13 protein-coding genes are annotated in these 20,941 nt (G+C 51.9%); 7 read left to right on the top strand and 6 right to left on the bottom strand.

What is annotated here, in order from left to right:
- Positions 1-29: 29 nt before the first annotated feature.
- The 3 genes from EPA93_RS03535 to EPA93_RS03525 form a co-directional block, all read right to left on the bottom strand.
- Positions 30-3,197 (bottom strand): DUF6788 family protein, encoded by a 3,168-nt coding sequence (locus EPA93_RS03535; protein ID WP_129885715.1) that lies wholly within the window; start codon positions 3,195-3,197, stop codon positions 30-32.
- Between the two features lie 272 nt (positions 3,198-3,469).
- Positions 3,470-4,714 carry a CaiB/BaiF CoA transferase family protein gene (locus tag EPA93_RS03530; RefSeq protein ID WP_129885714.1) on the bottom strand — a complete coding sequence of 415 codons (1,245 nt, stop codon included), beginning with the start codon at positions 4,712-4,714 and terminating at the stop codon, positions 3,470-3,472.
- 273 nt (positions 4,715-4,987) lie between these two features.
- Complete coding sequence (locus tag EPA93_RS03525) at positions 4,988-7,285, bottom strand: pentapeptide repeat-containing protein (protein ID WP_129885713.1); 2,298 nt, start codon at positions 7,283-7,285, stop codon at positions 4,988-4,990.
- Between the two features lie 870 nt (positions 7,286-8,155).
- Between EPA93_RS03525 and EPA93_RS03520 the strand changes: the two genes are divergently transcribed.
- The gene (locus EPA93_RS03520) at positions 8,156-9,097 is read left to right on the top strand and encodes a phosphotransferase family protein (RefSeq protein ID WP_165422851.1); all 942 of its coding nucleotides are present in this window, start codon (positions 8,156-8,158) and stop codon (positions 9,095-9,097) included.
- A 536-nt stretch (positions 9,098-9,633) separates the two neighbouring features.
- Here EPA93_RS03520 and EPA93_RS03515 read toward each other — a convergent pair.
- On the bottom strand, positions 9,634-10,641 hold the full coding sequence (locus tag EPA93_RS03515; protein ID WP_129885711.1) for a LacI family DNA-binding transcriptional regulator: 1,008 nt from the start codon (positions 10,639-10,641) through the stop codon (positions 9,634-9,636).
- A gap of 408 nt (positions 10,642-11,049) precedes the next feature.
- Here EPA93_RS03515 and EPA93_RS03510 point away from each other — a divergent pair, with 408 nt between their 5' ends.
- The 5 genes from EPA93_RS03510 (at position 11,050) to EPA93_RS03490 (ending at position 17,577) form a co-directional block, all read left to right on the top strand.
- Positions 11,050-12,411: an ABC transporter substrate-binding protein gene (locus tag EPA93_RS03510; protein ID WP_129885710.1), complete on the top strand. Its 1,362-nt coding sequence runs from the start codon at positions 11,050-11,052 to the stop codon at positions 12,409-12,411.
- 107 nt (positions 12,412-12,518) lie between these two features.
- A complete protein-coding gene (locus EPA93_RS03505; RefSeq protein ID WP_129885709.1) occupies positions 12,519-13,451 on the top strand; it encodes a carbohydrate ABC transporter permease in 933 nt (310 codons plus the stop codon).
- A gap of 4 nt (positions 13,452-13,455) precedes the next feature.
- Positions 13,456-14,367, top strand: a complete 912-nt coding sequence (locus tag EPA93_RS03500) for a carbohydrate ABC transporter permease (RefSeq protein WP_129885708.1) — start codon at positions 13,456-13,458, stop codon at positions 14,365-14,367.
- A 54-nt stretch (positions 14,368-14,421) separates the two neighbouring features.
- Entirely contained in the window at positions 14,422-16,470 is a 2,049-nt protein-coding gene (locus tag EPA93_RS03495; protein WP_129885707.1) for a glycoside hydrolase family 2 protein, read from the top strand.
- Between the two features lie 48 nt (positions 16,471-16,518).
- A complete protein-coding gene (locus EPA93_RS03490; protein WP_129885706.1) occupies positions 16,519-17,577 on the top strand; it encodes a glycoside hydrolase family 43 protein in 1,059 nt (352 codons plus the stop codon).
- Positions 17,578-17,913: 336 nt separating this feature from the next.
- Here the strand turns inward: EPA93_RS03490 and EPA93_RS03485 are convergent, their stop codons facing one another.
- Entirely contained in the window at positions 17,914-18,564 is a 651-nt protein-coding gene (locus EPA93_RS03485; protein ID WP_129885705.1) for a response regulator, read from the bottom strand.
- Complete coding sequence (locus tag EPA93_RS03480) at positions 18,561-19,430, bottom strand: HAMP domain-containing sensor histidine kinase (protein ID WP_277989003.1); 870 nt, start codon at positions 19,428-19,430, stop codon at positions 18,561-18,563. Before EPA93_RS03480 ends, EPA93_RS03485 begins: the two co-directional genes overlap by 4 nt.
- Before the next feature lie 531 nt (positions 19,431-19,961).
- Between EPA93_RS03480 and EPA93_RS03475 the strand changes: the two genes are divergently transcribed.
- Positions 19,962-20,786 carry a PD40 domain-containing protein gene (locus tag EPA93_RS03475; protein ID WP_165422849.1) on the top strand — a complete coding sequence of 275 codons (825 nt, stop codon included), beginning with the start codon at positions 19,962-19,964 and terminating at the stop codon, positions 20,784-20,786.
- Positions 20,787-20,941 lie beyond the last annotated feature (155 nt).

Genomic DNA, 20,941 nt, shown 5'->3' with positions numbered 1-20,941 from the left:
GCCAGGAGCGCGAAGAAAATCAGAGGAAGTTAGTAGAGTTGCAGGCGACGGGCCACCTCGCTGGCCTGTAGGCGATTGCTCACCCCCAGCTTTTGGTAGAGATGCTTTACATGGTCTTTCACCGTATTGACCGACACTACAAGCTCGCGGGCAATCTCCGGGTTGGTATACCCGGCAGCTAGCAAGCCGAGCACACGCTGTTCCTGTGCCGATAGCGGCTCAAAAACGGAGCTCTTTGAGACACTTGCCTCTTTATCGGCAGTGGCCGTTGTAAAAGCCCGGAGAATTGCCCGCGCATATGAGCGCAACCGTTTCTCCTGGATGGTTGGTATGGTTGCGCGTAGCAGGCGCACTAATGGTTCTCCTTCGGCGAGGAAAAGGCGTATAAAACCTTCGTGATACGCCTGTGAGAGCGTCACATGCAAGCGTCGTCGGGCCTGCTCCTTCTGGTTGTTGGCGGCGTAAGCGAGAGCATAAAGAACCTGAACCTCTATCACATGGCGGAGGAGCTGTTGCTCCTGTACAATGGGAAGGATGTTCTCTAGCTGATGCAGCGCCGTGTGTGCCTGGCCTTGAGCCAGCTGCAGCCGAGCCTGGAGTATAGCAGCCTCGATGTGCTGAATGAAGGAAAATTCGTGCTCATAGGGCGTCAACGATTCCATCGTAAGTTGCGCGCTCTGCAGATCGCCAGTTGCCAGCAAGTGCCGTATCTGCCAGCCTAGAATGTCAAAAGGATGCAGCCAGAGTGGGGCCGACGATGCCTGCAGGCGTGCAAGAAGGGCAACAAGCTGTTGTTGCGCGCTGCTAATCTGGCCCTGTGCATGGTGCAGGAGGGCAAAATAGAGGGCCGCATGCTCGCTCCAGCCATTTTCCTTTTCATCTAGCAAAGTGCTTGCCTCTTGTAGCTGTTGCTCTGTTGCCGCAAGATCGTTCCACTCAAAGGAGATACAGGTCTGGCCAAAGAGGGCAGAGGCGATATCTTGAGGTGCCTCCTGCTCTCTGGCATTAAAGAGTGCCTGGTGATAATACTCATGCGCCAGATGAAGCTCGCCCAGCATAAAACTATTCCATCCTAATAACAAGAGCATTTCACAGGCAAATTGTCTGTTATTAACAGATAGAGCATAGGCATATGCCTCACGATGCATAGGTTGTGCTGCGCTAAAATATCCCTCTTGCATGCAGCCAATTCCGGCAAGACTCAAGGAGGCGCTGCGCCACCCCTGGATGCGGATATCTTTCTCCTGCTCAGGAAGCAAGGCAAGCGCTTGCCGGGCATGCTCTATAGCAGACGGAAATGTAGTCGGGGCAAGATCTCTCAAGGCCCGAAATGCGGCAATTACACCAGGCCATGTCTGCTCTCCCTGGTTGTGCCAGGCTTCCTCAGCCTTCCCTAGCAGAGTGTCGATGTAGGCCTTTTTCGTTTCGGAGACAGGCGCTCCTTGAGAAAACTGAAGGGCTGTTGCATACGAGAAGCAGAGCTGGGGATGAGCGTATAGGAGCGTATCAGGCACCTGCTCAAGCCAGCGACACAGGGTCTGCGGTTCAGGAAGTTGTTTTGTTGCATCCAGACGCTCAATCAGATAGACTGTCCGCTCCATATCGTGTGCTAGCAAGGCAGTATCAACAGCTTCGGCGGGGAGGGCATGCTGTTCGTACCACCGGCTTGCCTGTAGCGATAATGCTCGCAGTGCAGCTTCACCAAGGCGGTGGCGTGCCTCAATGCGCAAGGCCTCAGCGAAAAGGGGATGGTACCGATATTCCGGTTCCCTTCCTCCTATCTCATCTTGTGCTTCCAGAAACAACCCCGCTCGCTCTACAGTTTCTAAGAGCGTTGCGCTGTCCTCTCTGCCGGTAACAGCCTCACAAAGAGAACCGGTCAGGCGACTAAGCATGCTCGTTTGCAAAAGAAAGCGCTGCAGGGTTTCCGCTTGCGCATCGAGGATCTCTGTCACGAAGTAATTAAGCAGCGGGCGGAAGGGAAAAGCTGAGCGGGCCTGACCATTCAGAGAAACAAGGGCCTTTTCAACCTCGTGCCATGTTCGCTGTCCCTGCAAGGCGAGGATGAGCATGCGCAGCCCGGCAGCCCAACCACCCAGTGTGCCTTCCAGCCGTGAAAGGGCCTCGTTTGAGAGCATGGTTGGCTGCCCTGCCTTGTTCAAAAACACTGCAGTTTCCTCTGGTAAAAAGCGCAGATCGGCGGTATGTACTTCCGCGAGCTCTCCCCTGACACGCCAGCGCGGCAAGGGTAGCGGCGGCTCACTACGCGTCATCAGGAGTACACGCCATGTTGGGGGCAAATGATCGCAGAAAAAGGTCAGCATCTCATGCAGGCTCGGTTCCGTGATAGTATGATAGTCGTCAAGGACAAGCAAGCCACTCTGCTCTAGCTTCGCCAGGTCGTTGAGCAAGAGCGTCAGGATCGTTTCCATTGATGGACTCTCGAAGGGAGGGTAAAGGGCTGCGGAGAGTCGTATCAGTGCCGCTTGCCCCAGATCATCTCGCACACTCTGAAAGGCCGCAATGAGATAGCGCAAGAAGCGTACAAGATCATTGTCGCCAGCATCAAGCGAGACCCAGGCTACGGCAGGACAGGTGCTATCTGCGCTATGCTGGTTGATCCACTGGGCTACAATCGTCGTTTTGCCAAAACCTGCAGGAGCTTGCAGCAAGGTCAGCTTATGGGCAAGAGCAGCATCAAGCTGAATCAACAAGCGTGAACGCTCCACCAGTAGAGATGGCAGGCGTGGTGGCGAGAGCTTGGTGGCTAAGAGCGGGAGATGATCTTGTCTAGAAGCGAGAAGCCCTGGCGTGGACTTGTCATCTGCATTTCCTTGCGCCTTTGCTCTGCCGTTGGAAGCTATGTCAGGCAGCGTAGGAGAGGGCAGTTTGTCGTTGGCAAGGCTCTTGGCGATGCTTTCCAGGTGGGCCAGAGAGAGGTCTACAGTTTTTCCAATGTACCGTTTCACAAGGCGTCCTGCCTGGCGGCGATACCCATACCAATAGGCGTCACCCCGCTGCTTTGTTTCCTTGCGCACTGTACAATAGTCTCCTGAGCGACCCCGAAACGAAAACGCGGCAATTTTCTCCCACCAATCAGTGCCATGCGCTGACGAACAGAGTTGACCATCAATAAAGAACTCGTAGCTCTGCGTATCCTCAGACCACTTGAGCTGATGGGCGCTGTACCTGGGCATGCATGTTCCTTTCAGATATAAAATTGGTGATAGATAGTGTTACCCAACATGCCTATCGCAAAACAGTATAGCATACTGGTTTGTTGGGTAACAAAAAACCTGTCGAGGCATGACAATGAGGCAAAACCGAATTCTGCTGACACTTTGTGGTAGAGTCGGTTCGACTTTCATCAGTTTTATCAAGCCTGAAAGGAAGTGCCGCATGTTAGCGGAAATTGCGCAATGCGTGAGCTCAAGCTGAAAATTGCCTTCATCATTTATGAACGCAGGCGCTAGATTACTCCCGCCTGTTGCAGGCTTTCAAGCTGCTCTGGTGATAATTTAAGTAAGCTCTCATAGATTTCTGCATTCTGCGCGCCAAGCTGGGGACCGAGCCACTGCGTTGCCCCTGGCGTCTTGCTCAGCCTGGGAACGATGCCCGGGAAGCGAATGGGCTCCGGCTTGCCTGGCTCGATTTCCACGCTATGCTCTTCCAGCATCTCCCTGGCCTGAAACTGCGGATCTTTGACGATATCCGAGGCATCGTAGATCGGACCGGCCGGCACGCTGGCCTCAACCATGGCTGTTATGACCTCATCTAACGTGCGCTGCGCCGTCCACTCAGCGATGGTAGTATCAAGAAACTCCTGGTGCTGCGATCGGGCGGCGTTATCGACAAAACGGCGATCGTCGGCCAGCTCTGGATGTCCAATGGCGTGCATAAGTCGTTTGAAGATGGCATCGGCATTACCGCCGATAGCTGCCCATTTGTTTTCCCGACAAGGATAAATATTGGAGGGCGTAATACCCGGCAGAGTGTTGCCGGTGCGCTGGCGAACGATGCCATAGCCATCGTATTCGGGCAGCGTAGAATCCAGAACAGCAAAGACGGATTCGTAAAGCGCGACATCGATAATCTGGCCATTACCCTGTCCCGTCGTGGATTGCTCATTCTGCCGTTGACGTTCGCGGTGTAGCAGTGCCATCAGGGCACCGATCGCCCCAAACATTCCGGCCAGTGAATCGCCAAGGCTAACGCCCATACGCGTTGGAGGCCGATCGGGATAGCCGGTCAGCGTGCGTAGACCTCCCATGGCCTCTGCGACGCTGGCAAAACCTGGGCGATCTTTATACGGGCCGTCTTGTCCATAGCCAGAGATGCGCACGAGGATAATATCCGAGTTCACGCGCTTCATAGCTTCATAGCCGAGATTCCATTTTTCCAGCGTGCCGGGGCGGAAATTTTCCAGGACCACATCAACGTGGCTTAGCAGCTTGAGGGCAATCTCCTGTCCCTCTGGTTTGCGTAAATCGAGGGTAATTGACTTCTTATTCCGCGCTTGTAGATACCAGAATAGGGAATTCTCGCCCCTGAAGAGTCGCCAGCGGCGGAGCTCATCCCCTACCTTTGGACGCTCAACTTTGATTACCTCAGCCCCAAACTCAGCAAAAAGCCGCCCGGCAAAGGGAGCGGCGATCATATTGCCTAATTCTAGCACGCGAAAGCCGGCTAATGGTCCTCTCTGCTCATCACTCATCTAGCTCCTCCGAGACCTTAATATAAGAGAAGAATATATCAGCTGAAATATTGTTGCTAAAGATGGATTTGCCAGGTGCGGGAATCCATCTCTTGCCAATGGCCATAATAATACTACATAGCCGTAGCGTTGGTGGCAAGTACTGACTATTTTAGCAATTTGGCAGGCGTAATGCTATGTGTAGCTCTTCGCTGCCTTTTGGCCGGAGCTATGCTTGGCGAACGCCGTATTCCAGAGCTGCTCAATCTGCAGCTCTGGGGCGGATAGGGCAAATTATTTGGCGAGAATGTTTGTGATGCTCTGGGCAACCGCTTGCCGTAAATCATCTTGATCTGTATAAAATAGAGTTGGAAGTACGTAACGCGACCCGGACTGCAGTTGTAGCTCTGGCGGCTCTTCCTTCAGGGCCAGCGGCTGCAACGGAATGGCTGACGACTCGAATAATTCCCACATCTCGGGCGTCAGGCAATGCGTATCAAGCAGCACAAAGCTTATTATTGAGCTCAATTTCGTTAAATATTTCCTATAGCCATATTTGCTGGTTTGTGCTGAATGCCGGCTATTGACGCCCTCGAAGTTAAGCACGAGGGGCGTGTAGCCCTTTGTAAGCGTGATATCTTTAAACATATTCATGCTGGCAGTGCGTTCGGCGTTGAAGTGGCCGGCAATCAGACCAGCTTTGAAATTTTGTGGCGGCCAGGCCTGTTGATCGTGAAGCCAGAGCGAGAGAGAGCAGGCAAGCGTAAATCCATCGAGCGTAAGACGCGGCTCCTGTTGAGGAGAGATGAGCAGGTCTTTTTGTATAGCGCCGTCAAGCTGCATATCACGATCAGTAATATCAAGGATTGTGCAGCCGTTCAAGCGCGCGTAACTCAGGTTGCTGCCAGCCAGGCTGGTGCCACAGAGCCTTGACCCGCTCAGATCGGCCGAGCTCAGATCAGCCTGGCTTAGCTCAGCATCGGTAAGGTCGGCCTGGCTCAGGTTTGCCTGCTGCAACCTGGCCCCGATAAGATTGGCTCCGTCCAGCAGGCAGGTCAGCAGATGTGCCTTGCTGAGATTTGTGCGATTGAGCTGTGTTGAATTAAGGCGAGCCCCGTTCAGCTCAGCTTCGCTCAAATCTGCTTCGTCAAGGATGGCCCGGCTGAGCTCAGCGTGGTGAAGCCTGGCCGCTTGTAAGTTTGCCTGCTTTAATCTGGCACTGCCCAAATTAGCACTGTCAAGATGGGCCTTAAATAGTTGAGCCTGTACCAGGCTGGCTTCACTCAAATTGCTCTGTGTGAGATCGGCCTCGCTTAAATTGGCCCCATCAAACCTGGCCTTACTCGCTTTAACATGCTTGAGCTTGGCTTTTTGCAGATCGGCTTTACATAGGCTGGCCTTCTCTAGAATGGCTTGATCGAGCGTAGCCTGGAAAAGGCTTGCCTCGTCCAGCACCGCCCGACTGAGATTGGCGCCATTGAGCAAGGCGTTGTTGAGTATAGCATTTCGTAAATCTGCTCCAGGCAAATGGGCTTCGCGCAGATCGCAGCCTGTCATCTCAGTATGGAAGAGGCGAGCCAGGCGCAATCTGGCCTTGCGTAACTTGCTCTTGCGTAGATTGGCTTCACTCAAATCAGCAAAGCGCAGGATTGCCCCATCAAGGACGGTCCGGCGCAGGTTAGCCCAATTGAGCCGAGCGCTGCTAAGATCGGCTTCATACAAACTGCTCTTACTGAGATCTGCGTTGCGTAGATCAGCTCGGCTGAGATTGGCGCTATTGAGACTGGCCTGATTAAGGGCTACATCGCATAGATTGGCTTCGCTCAGATCAGCGCCATCCAGATGAGCTCCAATCAGGCTTGCCCGACTGAGATTAGCCCGCTTCAGAAGCGTAAAGCTGAAGCGCGACCCGTTGAGTGTAGCATGGCTGAGATTAGCCTCGCTTAAATTGGCCCGGCTTAGCCTGCTCGCGTTGAGGTTGGCGTGGCTGAGATTGGCCTCGCTGAGGTTAGCGTGGCTCAGATCCGTGCCGGCCAGATTAGCTCTACGCAGATCAGCATGGCTCAGGTCAGCATACATGAGATTGGCGTTATTCAATGCACACTCGCTTAAATCAGCGCCCGCCAGGTGGGCTTTATAGAAACGGGTTCTATTCAGGGTAGCGTTGCTTAAATCGGCGTGGCTCAGGTCCGCCTCGCTTAGACTCGCCCCCGAGAGATTGGCCTGGCGCAGGCGCGCCTTATAGAGGATGGCCCGGCTGAGATCCGCGTGGTCCAGATCTGCATCCTCAAGAATAGCTTGTTTTAGGTAGGATTTGCTGAGATTGGCTTGCGCTAAATTGGCTTTGCTGAGATCTGCCGAGAAAAAATCTGTCTCGCTCAGGTCTGCTTCGCGCAGATCAGCGTTATGTAGGCGGGCATAATAGAAAGTGCAGGCCTGCAGCTTGCTATTGCTCAAGTTGATAGCTGTTAAATCGACGGCCTCTAAATGTTCATGGCTCAGATCGGGAATAATGCCAGGGTACTCTTGCCGCCAACGGTTCCAGGTTTCAGCGCCCTGCATGAGGATGGTAAGATGGGTGTTATCAGACATATATTTCCTTTTTTGATATGTAAATATTTGCTCATTTCTGGGAAAAATAGTTTGTACTAGAGAATAAAGGCCTGGCGCAGTATTTTCCTTTAATGTGCATATAGCATAGCTGATACTTAGAGGCAAACAAGGTAATTGTTCACAAGCTACCTGTAGAGCTATTCATTGCTCAACGGGTTTATTGACTTTCTGCTGTCACGGCCATAAATAGAGAAAATGGCTGTCAACATTGTTGCGTTTGCCCTAAAGAGGGCGGGGCTATTTATATCTCGTCAGAGGCAGGAGCGCAGAGGACGGCCAATCCTCTGCCGGGGCATGGGGCGTTCCCATTTTTTCTTCTTCTTGGATGGATGGGTGGGACAAAAACAGGAACATTAAATAGCCCTGTAAAGATGAGATTATCCATTGACACGTTTTTAGAACTTAGTGTATAGTAAGTACGTGCATTAATTTACTAGTATTGAAAGGTTTTACCCATGACCTGGACTTTACCTATCTCTCCTCGCTACTAGGCGAAGATCTCCCTCGATACCACAGTTTTCCGGCGGAATCCGGCATTCCTCTGCCCGGGCGTGTTTTCTGCTTTGGCGCGCATGGCGCTGTTTATGGCTTGCTTAGCTGTGTGATATTCAGGAGGAACTTCCTTTCCTGGTAGCGCAACATGAGTGAGCGGTGCTGATCTTTCTCCTCAAGAAATTTACACTGCCATCTCTACCCCTTTTTTGATGCAGATCATGCATTGACGTGCAAGGTTATTCTCAGCGCAATTAATAGCTGGCATAACGGCCCGGCTCATTCTATCAATTATTGCGCTCAGATGGCCTGAGTTTCGCGTAATGTTAGCTAGCTTTTATGTTTAAGGAGATTTCTATGCCCGGATCTAAGCCAACTCTCCAACCCGAACAAGTACTTACCTTTTTGCGTAGCCATTTTGCCACGCCTATCGAGAACCTGACAATGCTGGACGGGGGCGAAGTTGCGCAAGCTTTTGCTTGCCGTACAGCTGGCCAGGAGTATATTGTACGCTTCAATTTCGATACTATGGGCGTCAATTTTGCCAAAGAGCTCTATGTGTCCCAGCACTTCGGCTCTGGACAAATTCCGATCCCTACTATTGTTTACGTTGGCAAGTTTCAGGATTTCCAGGGGGCCATTTCTCATAAGATCGAGGGCCAGACCATGAAGAGTCTGCCCATTGAGGCTTACAAGCAGGCTTTTCCTGCGCTGATCGAGACGATGTATGCTATTCATCAATGCGCTGTGCCGGACGGCAGCGGCTACGGCGTATTCGATGCAAAGGGCGTTGGGAGGCGCTCTAGCTGGCGCGAGTTTCTTAGCGGGGTAAACGCTGAGGGAGACGAGGATGAATACTTTGGGAAGTGGCATCAGCTCTTTGAGACATCCTTCCTGGAACGCGATCTCTACGAGTGCCTCTATGCCCGGATGAGCGAGCTGCTTGCATATTGTCCAGAAGAACGCTATCTCGTCCATGGCGATTATGGCTTTGACAATGTGCTTGTGCGCGAGAATAGAATCGTGGCTGTGCTTGACTGGATAGGCGCGCTCTATGGCGATTTTGTCTATGATATCGCCTGGTTGGATTTATGGTTTCCAGGACAGCAGACGGCTGAGTATATCCGGCGCTACTATACACAGCGTGGCTTTGAGCTGCCGGCATATGAGCAGCGCGTGCACTGCTATCAGTGTTACATCTGTCTGAGTGCGCTGCGTTTCTACGCTCATATGAACAAGCCGGAAGCCTATCAGTGGATGCGCGAACGGGTGCTTACTCTTCTCCAGGACAATTCCTGAGAGCCAGTAAAAAATGCATCGTAAATTATACTACGCCGGAAGCGTAGGAAACTCGGTGATGCGCAAGCTCGCGCAACCATAAGGGATCAACGTCAAATCCACCGACGGCTCTGAAGAGTGGACCGGCCGCATTCTTTTCGAGCCTTTACTCAGGTGCCCTTCTTCCTTTTATATGCAGTAGCACTGGAGCCTCGGCAGCCGCAAACGGATGCTCGCCAGTAGGACGGGTCTCTAGAACGCTACTGCGCTCGGGCTGCTCTCTATCGATCGGCAGAGCATAGTTCCAGGGCGTCGTTGGATGCACCTCCCAATCGGCTGCGGGCTGTTCTCTTCCTAAGAACTTCCCTTATCGTATTGAGGGAAGGGCTTTCCTAATTTAGGGTTATGATAACAGGCCATCTAAGGATGTCAACAGAAGAGCACCGGGAAGCCTGGCATTCCTTTCTAACCAGATGATATTGTGAAGGATAGTACAAGCATAAGCCCGCAGATGTGAAGGAGAAGATCGGGTCAACAAGGAATGCAGGACATCAATCCTATCCCAAAGTACTGGCCCGAGGACAGAGGCGGAAAGGAGCCTTGATGCATTCAGGAGGACCATTGCGCGTACCCTTAATGCGCTCGACCAATAATGTTACCGCCAGGCGTGCAATCTCATGTTTGTCAGGCGCTATCGTGCTGAGGGCCGGATTTGCATAGCGGCCATCCTCTATATCATCAATGCCGATAATCGCAATATCCCCAGGGACGCGGTAACTAGACTCGTTGAGAACTGATAGCGCGCCCAGGGCCATCAGATCGTTAAAACAACAAACAGCATCCGGTGGTTCGTCTAGAGAGAGCAACCGGCGCATAGCCGCAGCGCCGTCTGCTCGATGCCATAGTCCACCTTCAAGCAGCAAGGCCTCATCAACGGCCAGACCCTCTTCAGTCAGAGCTTGAATAAAACCCTGTAAACGTAAGGATGGCGCCTCGCTTCTGCACTGCTGCACACCTATTGCGGCAATACGTCGCTTACCCAGACTTAATAAATGCTTGGTTGCCGTATAAGAGGCAGCCACGTTATCAATCAAAATGTGATCGACAGACGCGCCAAAGAGCCGCTCACCAAGTAATACAATTGGCCTCTGAGTATCATTGAGCACAATATCCTCTAGATCCAGGGCATGAGAGTCAAGAATTACGCCATCGAGCAAATGTGGTTGGAGGCCCGTCAGCACGTTGAGCTCTTTATCCCTCTGAGCCGATGTAAAATCCAATAAAACAGTGTAGCCCTGCTGATTTGCTACCGCTACAATTGCCTCTCCAACTTCGGCAAAATAAGGGTTGGCAAGATCGGGAAAAGCATAAGCCAGAACACCTACCGGAGCCTTGCGCAAATGACGTGCTGCCACATTCGGCTTATAGTTCAATTTCTTGATGGCCTCAAGCACGAGGGTCCTCGTCTTCGGTCCAACATGTTCATAATTGCCATTCACGACATTAGAAACCGTCTTAATCGAGACCCCCGTGTAGGCTGCAATATCTTTGAGATGAACCGTCATCGTCGATTCAAACCCTCTTTCAATAATTAATTTACAAGACTCTAAACTCTGGCTTCACTGCCTGAGATGATACCATGCAATAGACAAGCATGTCAACACGCAAGTATACCGAACAAACAGAAAGCCTTGACAGCACTTCTTAATTAATGGTATACTTAGTTCAACGTTGAACTAAGGCGAATATTCCTCCTTAGTGAGACAACGATGCAGTTTAACGATTCTATTATTTTTGTGCCCCATTCTGCAACCAACTATTGGATTGGTAGAAGGCAGCTCTTTCAGGCTGATGACAGAACGTCCTGTCGTCAACGATTGGATATTTTTCTACTATTATTTCTCTCTTATCTGTAAAAGGCTGCATATCTTCCTTTCAATGGTTCTTCAAAGCGAGGAAAGGATGAAACAGTGATGTCTACTCAACCTCAACGTAAGAGCTTTTTTCTCCAGGAATCGTTTTCGCGCCGTTCCTTTCTCAAGACAGCAGCAACAGCTTTTGCAGCCAGTGGTGGCCTCGGTCTGGGCGCCTGCGGAAGTTCGCTCTCCGGAACTGGTAAAAATGGGACCTCTGGAACCGTGACGATCTGGGATCGCTCGGGTGATCTCTTTCAGGTATTTGATGCTACGATTGCCAGCTTCAATAAGAAATATCCTGATATCACTGTCAAGCATGTACCAGTCGATGTAGATTCCAAGCTGCCCAGTACCCTGGCGACAGGTGTCAATGTGCCTGATGGGGCTTTCTATGAAGACAACAACCTGCCAGTCCTGGCGGCCCATTACTACGATATTACCGACTGGATTCAGCCGTACACGAAAGATATCGTGCCTTTCAAGCTGCGCGTCAACACGCACAATGGCCGCATCTTTGGTATTCCCTGGGATCTCGATCCCGGCCTGCTCTATTATCGCGAAGATATGCTGCAGGGGGCTGGTGTTGATCCGGCCTCAATCGAGACCTATGATGACCTGATTGCGGCTGCTCACAAGTTGCAGGAAAAATTCGGGCCTACGTGCAAACCGATCCATCTGGAGCAAGACCCGGGCGTCTCTCAGCTCTGGGTTGAGATGTTTGCCAATCAACAGGGCGTAAGTATGGTCAACGAAGAGGGAAAGCTACAGATTGATTCCCAACCTTATCTCAACATCATGAACTTCCTCAATCGGGTTCGGACCGAAAATATCGGCACTCGCGCTGTCTATATATCTCCTGGCGACGTTGCAGCTGTAGAGAACAATCAGATTGCCTTCTATCCCTGGGCTATCTGGGCGGTCTATGGCCCTGATCTGCTATTTAAAAAAACCAGGGGCAAGTGGCGCGCTATGCCATTGCCCGCCTGGAAAAAAGGCGGTGCGCGTGGTGCAGTAATGGGTGGCAGCTCCTTTATCATTCCCAAGAAGGCCAAAAATCCACACCTGGCCTGGCTTTTCTATGAGCACCTGGTCTTTAGCCCCGAGGGCTACACTCATGTCTACGGACCTAACAAGATCTATCCGGGCGGCCTCAACACCTCACTGCCTTCATACCTACCGGCCTTGAAGAAGCAGCTCTTTCAGAATCCAGAAGGTCTTGGTAACCAGAACCTCTGGGAGGTTGCTACCGGAACTGTCAAGGATATTCCGGGCAACTTTACATATGCGCCCTGGTATAACCAAGCCATTTCATACTTCGGTGCTAACATTCAGCTGCTGCTCGACGGAAAGCTGACGCCCGAACAGGTTCTCCAGAAGTCAGCTAGCCAGATCCAAACGAACCTGATCGCTCGCCAGTAGGATGAGTGCTTGCTCACCCTGCCAATCTCGCATTCAAAGGTCGAGCAAGCACTGCCTCTATCCTTTATCAGCCAGGTTTGCTTTTTCCCTCAGAGAGGAGAATATTTATGTACGTGAGTACGTCAAGTTCGCTATCACCTATGCAGCCGTCTTCGCCGTTCAGGCGACTTCGGCGCTGGCTGGGCGGCAGCTTTTCACCCTATATCTTCATCGCGCCTTTCTTCATCCTCTTTTTTGCCTTTGGCCTCTATCCCTTGCTGTATGCTTTGGGCCTGAGCTTTACCTACTGGCATGGTGATGAAGCTCCGCGTTTCATCGGTCTGTCTAACTATGCCTATCTCGTGACGAGTAATCTGTTCTGGCAATCGCTGGCCAATTCAGCTATACTCTGGGTGCTGACAGTGCCGGTGCAAATCATTGTGGCGGTAATTACTGCCGCGTTGCTCTCACGCTCAACATTGCGCTTGCGTGGCTTCTTTCGCACGGCTCTTCTGTCGTCTTACGTGGTTCCCCTGGTGGCTATCGCACAGGTCTGGCTAGTGCTTTTTGATCAGGACTTTGGCGCGATCAATACTCTGCTACATATACTACATCTGCCCTCGATTGGCTGGCTTACAACCAGCGAGTGGGCCAAGCCAACCTTGGCGCTGCTGGTGCTCTGGCGCGGAAGCGGCTTCTCTATGCTGGTCATGCTGGCGGCAATTCAATCCATTCCAACCGAATTTTACGAGGCCGCAGCCATCGATGGCGCCAGTGTCTTCCGCCAATTCCTACACATTACGCTTCCATTACTACGGCGTACTATCGCCTTTTTGGTGGTCATTTCTACATTGGGTGTCGTTCAAATGTTTCTTGAACCAAAGGTGCTCACCAATGGTGGCCCCTACAATTCGACGATGACCGCTGGCTTCTTTCTGACGACATACATCAATAATGCTGACTATGGTACTGGTGCGGCCAATACCTTCTTATTGATCATTTTGCTGGTGATCCTGTCACTAGTTATGTTGCGCTTCCTGCGCGCTGGAACGGAGAGCTAGGGCTATGGCGACGATGACTACCCAATCGCATACCCACAGCGTGGCGCGCCATGCAACACACTCGCGCAGTTTTTTGCGGCCTGGTGACGTGCTCAGCTACCTCTTCCTGATCGTTTCGGTCATGGTAACGATCTATCCTCTTGCCTGGATGGTCGTCTCTTCTCTCAAGCCTGGCGGTGAGATCGCTACTGCGCCGTTGAGCGTCAATTTACAAACGCTCTCCTTGCATAACTACACGACGCTCCTTTCTGCAGTCCCGCTCTGGGTCGGTTTTGAGAATACATTCATTGTCTTGCTCATTCAAGGCGCGACAACTCTTTTCCTCTGTCCACTGGCCGGCTTTGCCTTTGCCAAATTTAACTTTCGGGGCAAGCGCTTCTTTTTCATTTTCGTGCTGGCGACAATGATGCTGCCTCCCGTTGCCATGATCATTCCACTCCTCTTTGAGATGGGGACGCTCAACTGGGTCGATACCTATCAGGGCTTGATAGCGCCTGGGCTGGTAAACGCCTTTGCAATTTTCTGGACGCGTCAGCAAATTTCCGAGGTTCCAGACGAATTGCTTGAGGCAGCTAAAATAGACGGCTGTTCACCCTTTGGGATGTACTGGCGCATCATCTTGCCGGTCATTCGGCCTGCGCTGGCGGCTCTGGCTATCTTTACGTTCCTGGGCATCTATAACGATTTCGTCTGGCCAGTAATCATTATCAATTCCGATTCGCTTCAGACCCTACAGGTAATGCTCTCAAACCTGGCCTTGCAAATTAATAACGCCCAGCCTGGACTGACTGGTCATGACGCTTGGGGCGAGATTCTTGCCGCCAGCACGCTAGCGACTGTACCCATACTGATTTTGTTTATCGCGCTGCAGCGCCAGTTCATTCGCGGTATTCTGGCTGGCAGTGTGAAAGGTTAGCGGAACCAACGGTTTCCAGTACTCTCTTTTCTCTATGGAAGGATATAGCTTGTAATGAGCATACGTGAAGAATATCCACGACCCGACTTTGATCGTTCGCATAGTTGGATGTGCTTAAATGGCGCCTGGGACTTTCTTGCCGATCCTGAGGATCAAGGCCGGCAAGCTGATTGGGAACAGCCGGGAAAAGTTAACTGGTCGCAGTCCATTCTTGTTCCTTTTGCCTGGGAGTCAGCGAGCTCAACAGTACAGCGGGAATGGTTGCCAGTTGGCTGGTATCGGCGCTTCCTTGAGCGTCCATCTGCATGGCGTCAGGAACGCACAATTCTCCATTTTGGGGCTGTGTATTATCGCTGCCAGGTTTGGGTTAACGGGCGTCAGGTTGGCGAACATACTGGAGGCTATCTTCCATTCTCTTTCGATATCACTGACGAACTTAGAGATGGGCAAGGGGAGCTCGTTGTGCGTGTCGAGGCGCCCCTGAATAAGCTGGCGATTCCGCACGGCAAGCAGCGCAGCAATCCCCCCGATGACTACGATAGCTGCGCCTTTACGGCCAGTAGCGGCATCTGGCAATCTGTCTGGCTGGAGAGCCGGCCTGCTACCTTTATTCGCCATGTCTCTCTCTCTCCTACCGAGCAGCTTGATGGCATCAATGCCAGCGTTGAGTTTGACGGTCCTCATTTGGCAGGGGCGCTTCTGCATATAAGCGTTGAGGATATGCCAGAGCAGGTGATACGCCTGCAAGATGCACAACCCCTCGCGCTTACCTTATCGATTGCCCAGCCTCAACTCTGGACGCCGGCTGATCCACACTTGTACAATGTGTGGCTCAAGCTAGAGAGCAAGGATGGCGTAGATCAGGTGAAATGCTATACCGGTCTACGTACAATAGCGGTGCAGGGCAATCGCTTACTGCTCAACGGTGAACGATTGTACATTCGTGGCGCACTCGATCAGGGCTATTGGCCGGAGAGCGGCTATACGGCCCCGACTGATGAGGCTCTGCGCCAGGATGTCGAGCTAGCCTTGCAGGCTGGCTACAATCTTATTCGCAAACATATCAAGCTTGAAGACCCGCGCTGGCTCTACTGGGCTGATCGTCTTGGCCTGCTTGTCTGGGCCGAGCCGCCTTGCGTTGGACGCTACTCTGCTCAGGCTCTTGCCAGGTTTGAGGAACAACTCCCGCTGATGGTTGCGCGCGATAGCAGTCATCCAAGTATTGTGCTCTGGGGCATTTATAACGAAGAGTGGGGCCTCGACTGGCGCAGTACCCTTGATGTTGAGAAGCAAGAGGCAGTGATCCGGGCCTACGATTTGCTGGCAGCTCACGATCACAGCCGCCCGATCATTGATGATTCCGGTTGGAATCACATCAAGACCGATGTTCTGGACTGGCACTATTATGATCACGATAACCGGCGTTGGCGCGAGATAACGGAGAAGCTGGCCAATGATGCTTCTACCTGGTTTGGACATGAGCTAGCCGTTGATCGCTGGTATGAGACGCAACTTGGCGTGGCAGGATATCCAGCTCGCAATCTACCCCTGATCAATGGCGAGTATGGAGCCGGTGATACGCCCGAGTCGCGTGGGTGGTATCTGCGCTGGCAGACCCAGGAGTTACGACGCCAGGCTGCTATGAGCGGCTATATCTATACCGAGCTCTATGATGTTGAACATGAGAAATGTGGCATATATGACGCGCAGCGAGAGCCAAAGCCGCTCGGCTGCGATCCATCTGATATCAACGCAGAGACCGTAATTATATTTGATCTCATGCCTCAGCGCCCCGGCCTGGATTACCTGGCCGAAAATACTCAGTTTGAGCTCTCTTTGCAGGTCTCGCATCATAGTCCGCAGGCTCTTCGCGGCCAATTAATCTGGTCATGGGAGAGCGAAAAGGCAAGCACAGGAAGCTGCCCCCTGGCCTTAGCGCCCTACGAGCTCACTGTACCTACCCTCATCCAGCTTGAGATGCCAGACGGATGCGAACATGATAGGCTTCACATACAGTATATAGATACAGAAGGCACGCGTCGGGCCTACAACTTTCTGGATGTCGCAGCTGCTGAATGGCAGCGTCACGAGAGCTCATCTTAATCTGAGCAAGCTTAACCAGCAAGGAACGAAAATAGAAAGGAAAGATGTATGACTACTACCAGGAGAAGGTTTATGCATAAGGGTGTCCTGACCCTGTTCATATGGACCCTCGGTATCCCGGAGATAGCCTGTACATCGTCATTTGCTCCTATGTCAAAACCCGCGCAGTTGCATAATCCATTGGCACCGATTGCGGACCCATTTGCTGTTTATTACAATGGTAGCTATTATCTAACTGGCACCCGCACTGGCAATTCGCTTGAAATCTGGCACTCAGCGCATCTTGAGCAGATCGGCCAGACCTCGCAGACCATCTGGACACCTGCTCCCGGCGAGCCGGCCTTTCAGGTCTGGTCGCCGTCTCTATTCCTGCTGGACTATCGCGGCTCCCGCCATTGGTTTGTCTACTTTACTGCGGCTGCTCAGGATAAGAATGAGTTGCATCGCATTTATGTGCTGCAAAGCAGTGGCAGCGATCCGCTTGGGCCTTATACTTACAAGGGTCAGCTCACAGGCACCGACGAAACTACCGCAATTGATGCGTCGCTGCTGCAAATGAATGGGAAGCTCTACCTAATGTATGTCCTGGAAAAAGGCACTAACGCTATCTACATTGCTCCCATGAGCGATCCACTGACGGTTAGCACAGCACCTCAATTGCTTGTTGAGCCTGATCAGCCCTGGGAACGAGGGGCGAACTCTGGTCAGTCAAGTTATCCGGTTGCCGAGGGTCCCGAGGCGCTTTACCATAATGGAAAAACGTTCATTGTCTATTCGGGCAGCGATACCGGAAATTTCAATTACTGCCTGGGTATGCTCATCTATAAAGGTGGCGATGTACTTGACCGAAATTCGTGGCTCAAGAAGGGACCGGTATTTCAATATAGCAGCGAGGCTGGAGTCTATGGCCCGGGTCGTGCAACCTTCGTACCTTCTCCCGATGGGAAACAAAGTTGGATGATCTATCATGCGAAAACTAGCGCCGACTTTCAGTACACGGGTCGCCAGGCCCGCGCCCAGCCTTTCAGCTGGAACGAGGATGGTACGCCCAATTTTGGCACCCCTGTCAGCATTAAAACCCCCATTGCCCCACCCAGCGGCGAATAAAGACCGCCCAAAACTTATGCTTTGCTTTCCCTGTAGGTAGCGATTATGCTGAGAGACTGGCGGAAAGGTTGGAAGCGGCCAAAAAATGAAAGCGTGCCTTTGTTGCTATAAGGGGATGATCCGGCTCAAGAGATGTCCTGGGAAGTCATCCTGAGCACGATATATCTTCAATGCACTCACCACTAGCAAGGTGAGTGCCATCAATGCCATAGCATGGCCGCTGCTTCATCTGAAAAAGAGGAGAGCGCGAAAACCCTGGCTAGCGCTGATCGAGGCCGGGCATGCTTATTAAGAGCAAGACTGAATCTCGATCAAGCGCGTACGGGGTGAGCAGGGCTATATCTGCTCAATGTTGTCTTCCAAGGGCACGAGATGCTGTCGTAAAGCATAAATGGCGGCCTGAGTCCGATCTGTTACCTGCAATTTCGTGAAAATATTTGAGACATATGTCTTGATTGTTTGCTCTCCCAGCATAAGACGAGCAGCAATCTCACGGTTTGAGCGACCGTGAGCCAGCTCGATCAGGACATCCCGTTCGCGTGTCGTCAATGTGTCGAGCGCATGCTGCGGTGGTTGTACTTCGTGAAAAACTCGCCTGGCAATCTGTGGATGCAAGGTGCTTTCACCGCTGGCGGCCAGGCGAATAGCCGCAACGATATCTCCTGGTTGGGTATCTTTGAGCAAATAGGAAAGAGCACCAGCTCGAATGGCACCAAAAATTTGCTTATCCTCATGGTACGATGTGAGGACCAGGATCTGGGTTCTTGGGCTTACCTCTTTGATACGCCAGATCGCTTCGATGCCATACATTCTGGGCAACAACAGGTCCAGTAATAACACATCAGGAAGCAGGCTGCGGGACTGCTCCACTGCCTGAAGGCCATCCTCTGCCTCGCCAACAATCTCCATATCTGGCTGCTGGCTGAGAAGGAAACGCAGCCCTTCACGAACGATGGCATGGTCATCAACAATAACGACGCGAATCATTCCTTGTTTTTCTCCTTATAAGGCAGGCAGACTGAGATAGATGTTCCTTGTATAGGAATACTTTGAATCTGTATGATTCCATTGAGCTCTCGAACACGCTCTTGCATCGATTGCATCCCCAGACCATAATGTGTTCCCTCTGCAAGAGGATCGAACCCTTTCCCATTATCCTGAATACTCAACACTACAATTTCTTGCCTGCTCGTCAGCCTTAGCCCGATTTGACTGGCCTGCGCATGGCGTACCGCGTTGGAAATTGCCTCTTGGGCTATGCGAAAGAGTGCATGCTCCACTTGAACTGGCAAGCACAGCTCGGCAATATCGGTGCTAATGGTCAGATTGAGCCGCGTGTGATACATGACGGCAAGTTCCTCCAGAGCTTCTTTGAGCCCAAGATCCTCCAATTGCACAGGGCGTAATTCCAACAGGAGCGCGCGCATCTCGCGTGTAATGACCTCAGCTGTGCGCCCAATGGTAGTAAGCTTCTCCTTGAATACTGCTGGTTCGAGGTGGGTGGTTTGCAGGCCCTCCGTGAGCAGGCGTAACGAGAAGAGATTCTGTGAGATGGCATCATGCAGCTCGCGCGCAAGACGTGTGCGCTCTTCCCAGCGTATATTCTGAGCGAGCAGTTCTTGCTCCCGCTGTTGGCTCTCAGCCAATCGACGCGCCATACGATTAAATTGCTCTTCGAGAATGCCCACCTCGTCTTTGCGCTGGACCGGAACACGTAGCGTATAGTCGCCATTCGCAATGACCAGGGTTGCCTGAGCGAGGTGGCGTAAACGTCGCGACAACTTGCGAGATGTCCACAATCCAAACAGTCCACCTATTAAAGCAAAGCTTGGCACCACTATTCCAAGCAGCATAGCTGCACTAGGGAGAAAGATGGAGGCCCACCACCAGATACGGCTTGCAGGAGTATGCTGAGGAAGCCAGACGACTAACCAGTTCAATACAAAAACCAGTATGAAAAACACTCCCACAAAAAATAGATTTATCCAGATATAGGCGCATCCTATACGCATCTGTAAGCTTGAGAAGCCAAGCGGGGGAAGGGATCGCGGTTTGAGGAAGGATGATGCCGACGAGAGAATAGCTTGGACATTGTAGGTAATCTTTCTCTAGCAGAGGGATGAAACACCTGTCAAGATACTCCTTTCAGAGAGTAGCACAGTGAAAGTATATCACCTTCCCATCGAGGAGATGCACACCTTTCTGGGGGAAAAAGAGACCCAACTTTTGGGGGAACGAGATCACATTCTCTGTATGCTCTCTTGCGGCCCTTGCTTGAAGGGTCCCCCGAATGTCAACAGAAAAATAGCTACCTATAGGTGATCACAGGCAGGCCCTCAAACGCTATACTCCTCTCATCCACTTCGTTTTGCATGGAGGCTTATATGAACCGAACACAACAAGCTCTTGATCTGCTGTTGCATATACAACGCTCCACCACTGGGAATGCGCGTAGCCTGACCAGAGACCAGCGAGTTTTCAGCGGGTGGAAACTGGCTCCCGATGGTCACGCGGTGGCTCTGTTTCGTTCTCGTGCGCAACATGCTCTGCGCCAACACTTTTTCTGTGATCTCATCAGTCTCTCACTCGATGGAGGGCATAGTCAGGTGCTTGCGCGTTGTGTGCCACTGAATAATGGCCAGGCGCTCAACTGGTCCCCGGACAGTCGTTGGCTTGCCTACACGTCTATAGAGAGGCTTGCTGAGGAAGTCACGCACGAGCGCCTCTTTGTCGTCTCTGCTGATGGATCGACCCGTCCACAAGAGCTACGCACACTCGATGAGGCTTTGGGGCTTTCTACAGGAGGCACAAGGGTGTCTGAGGCCCCACGCTGGAGCAAGGATGGGCAGCGCCTCTATCAGCTTACACAGCGGGGGTGCCAGGTATTCGATACGGATTGGCATCGACTCATCGAGCTCTCCATTGATCGTGAGGTTATCGGGTGGGTCCAGCCTCCCCTCTCTGCCACTTTGTGGACGCCTTTGCCAGAAACGCTGCTGTTGCTGACACGCAATGTACAGACAAAGGATACGGGCCTTGCGCTGCTCTTTTTAGGACATGGTGAAAGCGAGCTACTCGTCGAAGGGCCTATGATGAGCTTTCACCCCTTTTTTCGCGTTGAGGAGAATAGAGCTGATGCAGTAATCTCTCTGCTTGTAGAACGACAGGATAGTTCTACTACTATCTGGCACTTCGATCAGGGCTTATGACGTTTACGGCGGCTGTACTCGCTCAATTGATGTTGGCTATGTTGGCGACAAGTCGCTTGATTCCCTATCAAGAAAGCTCTCTGAGGCAGCCTTCATAAACATATCAAGAAACGAAACCATCAAGCAATCTCCTAAATAAGATAGAAAGGCAGTAA

The sequence above is a fragment of the Ktedonosporobacter rubrisoli genome (assembly GCF_004208415.1).
Classification (GTDB): Bacteria; Chloroflexota; Ktedonobacteria; order Ktedonobacterales; family Ktedonobacteraceae; genus Ktedonosporobacter; species Ktedonosporobacter rubrisoli.
The sequence above is the reverse complement of the archived record's forward strand: the minus strand, read 5'-3'. Positions and strand labels throughout refer to the sequence as shown.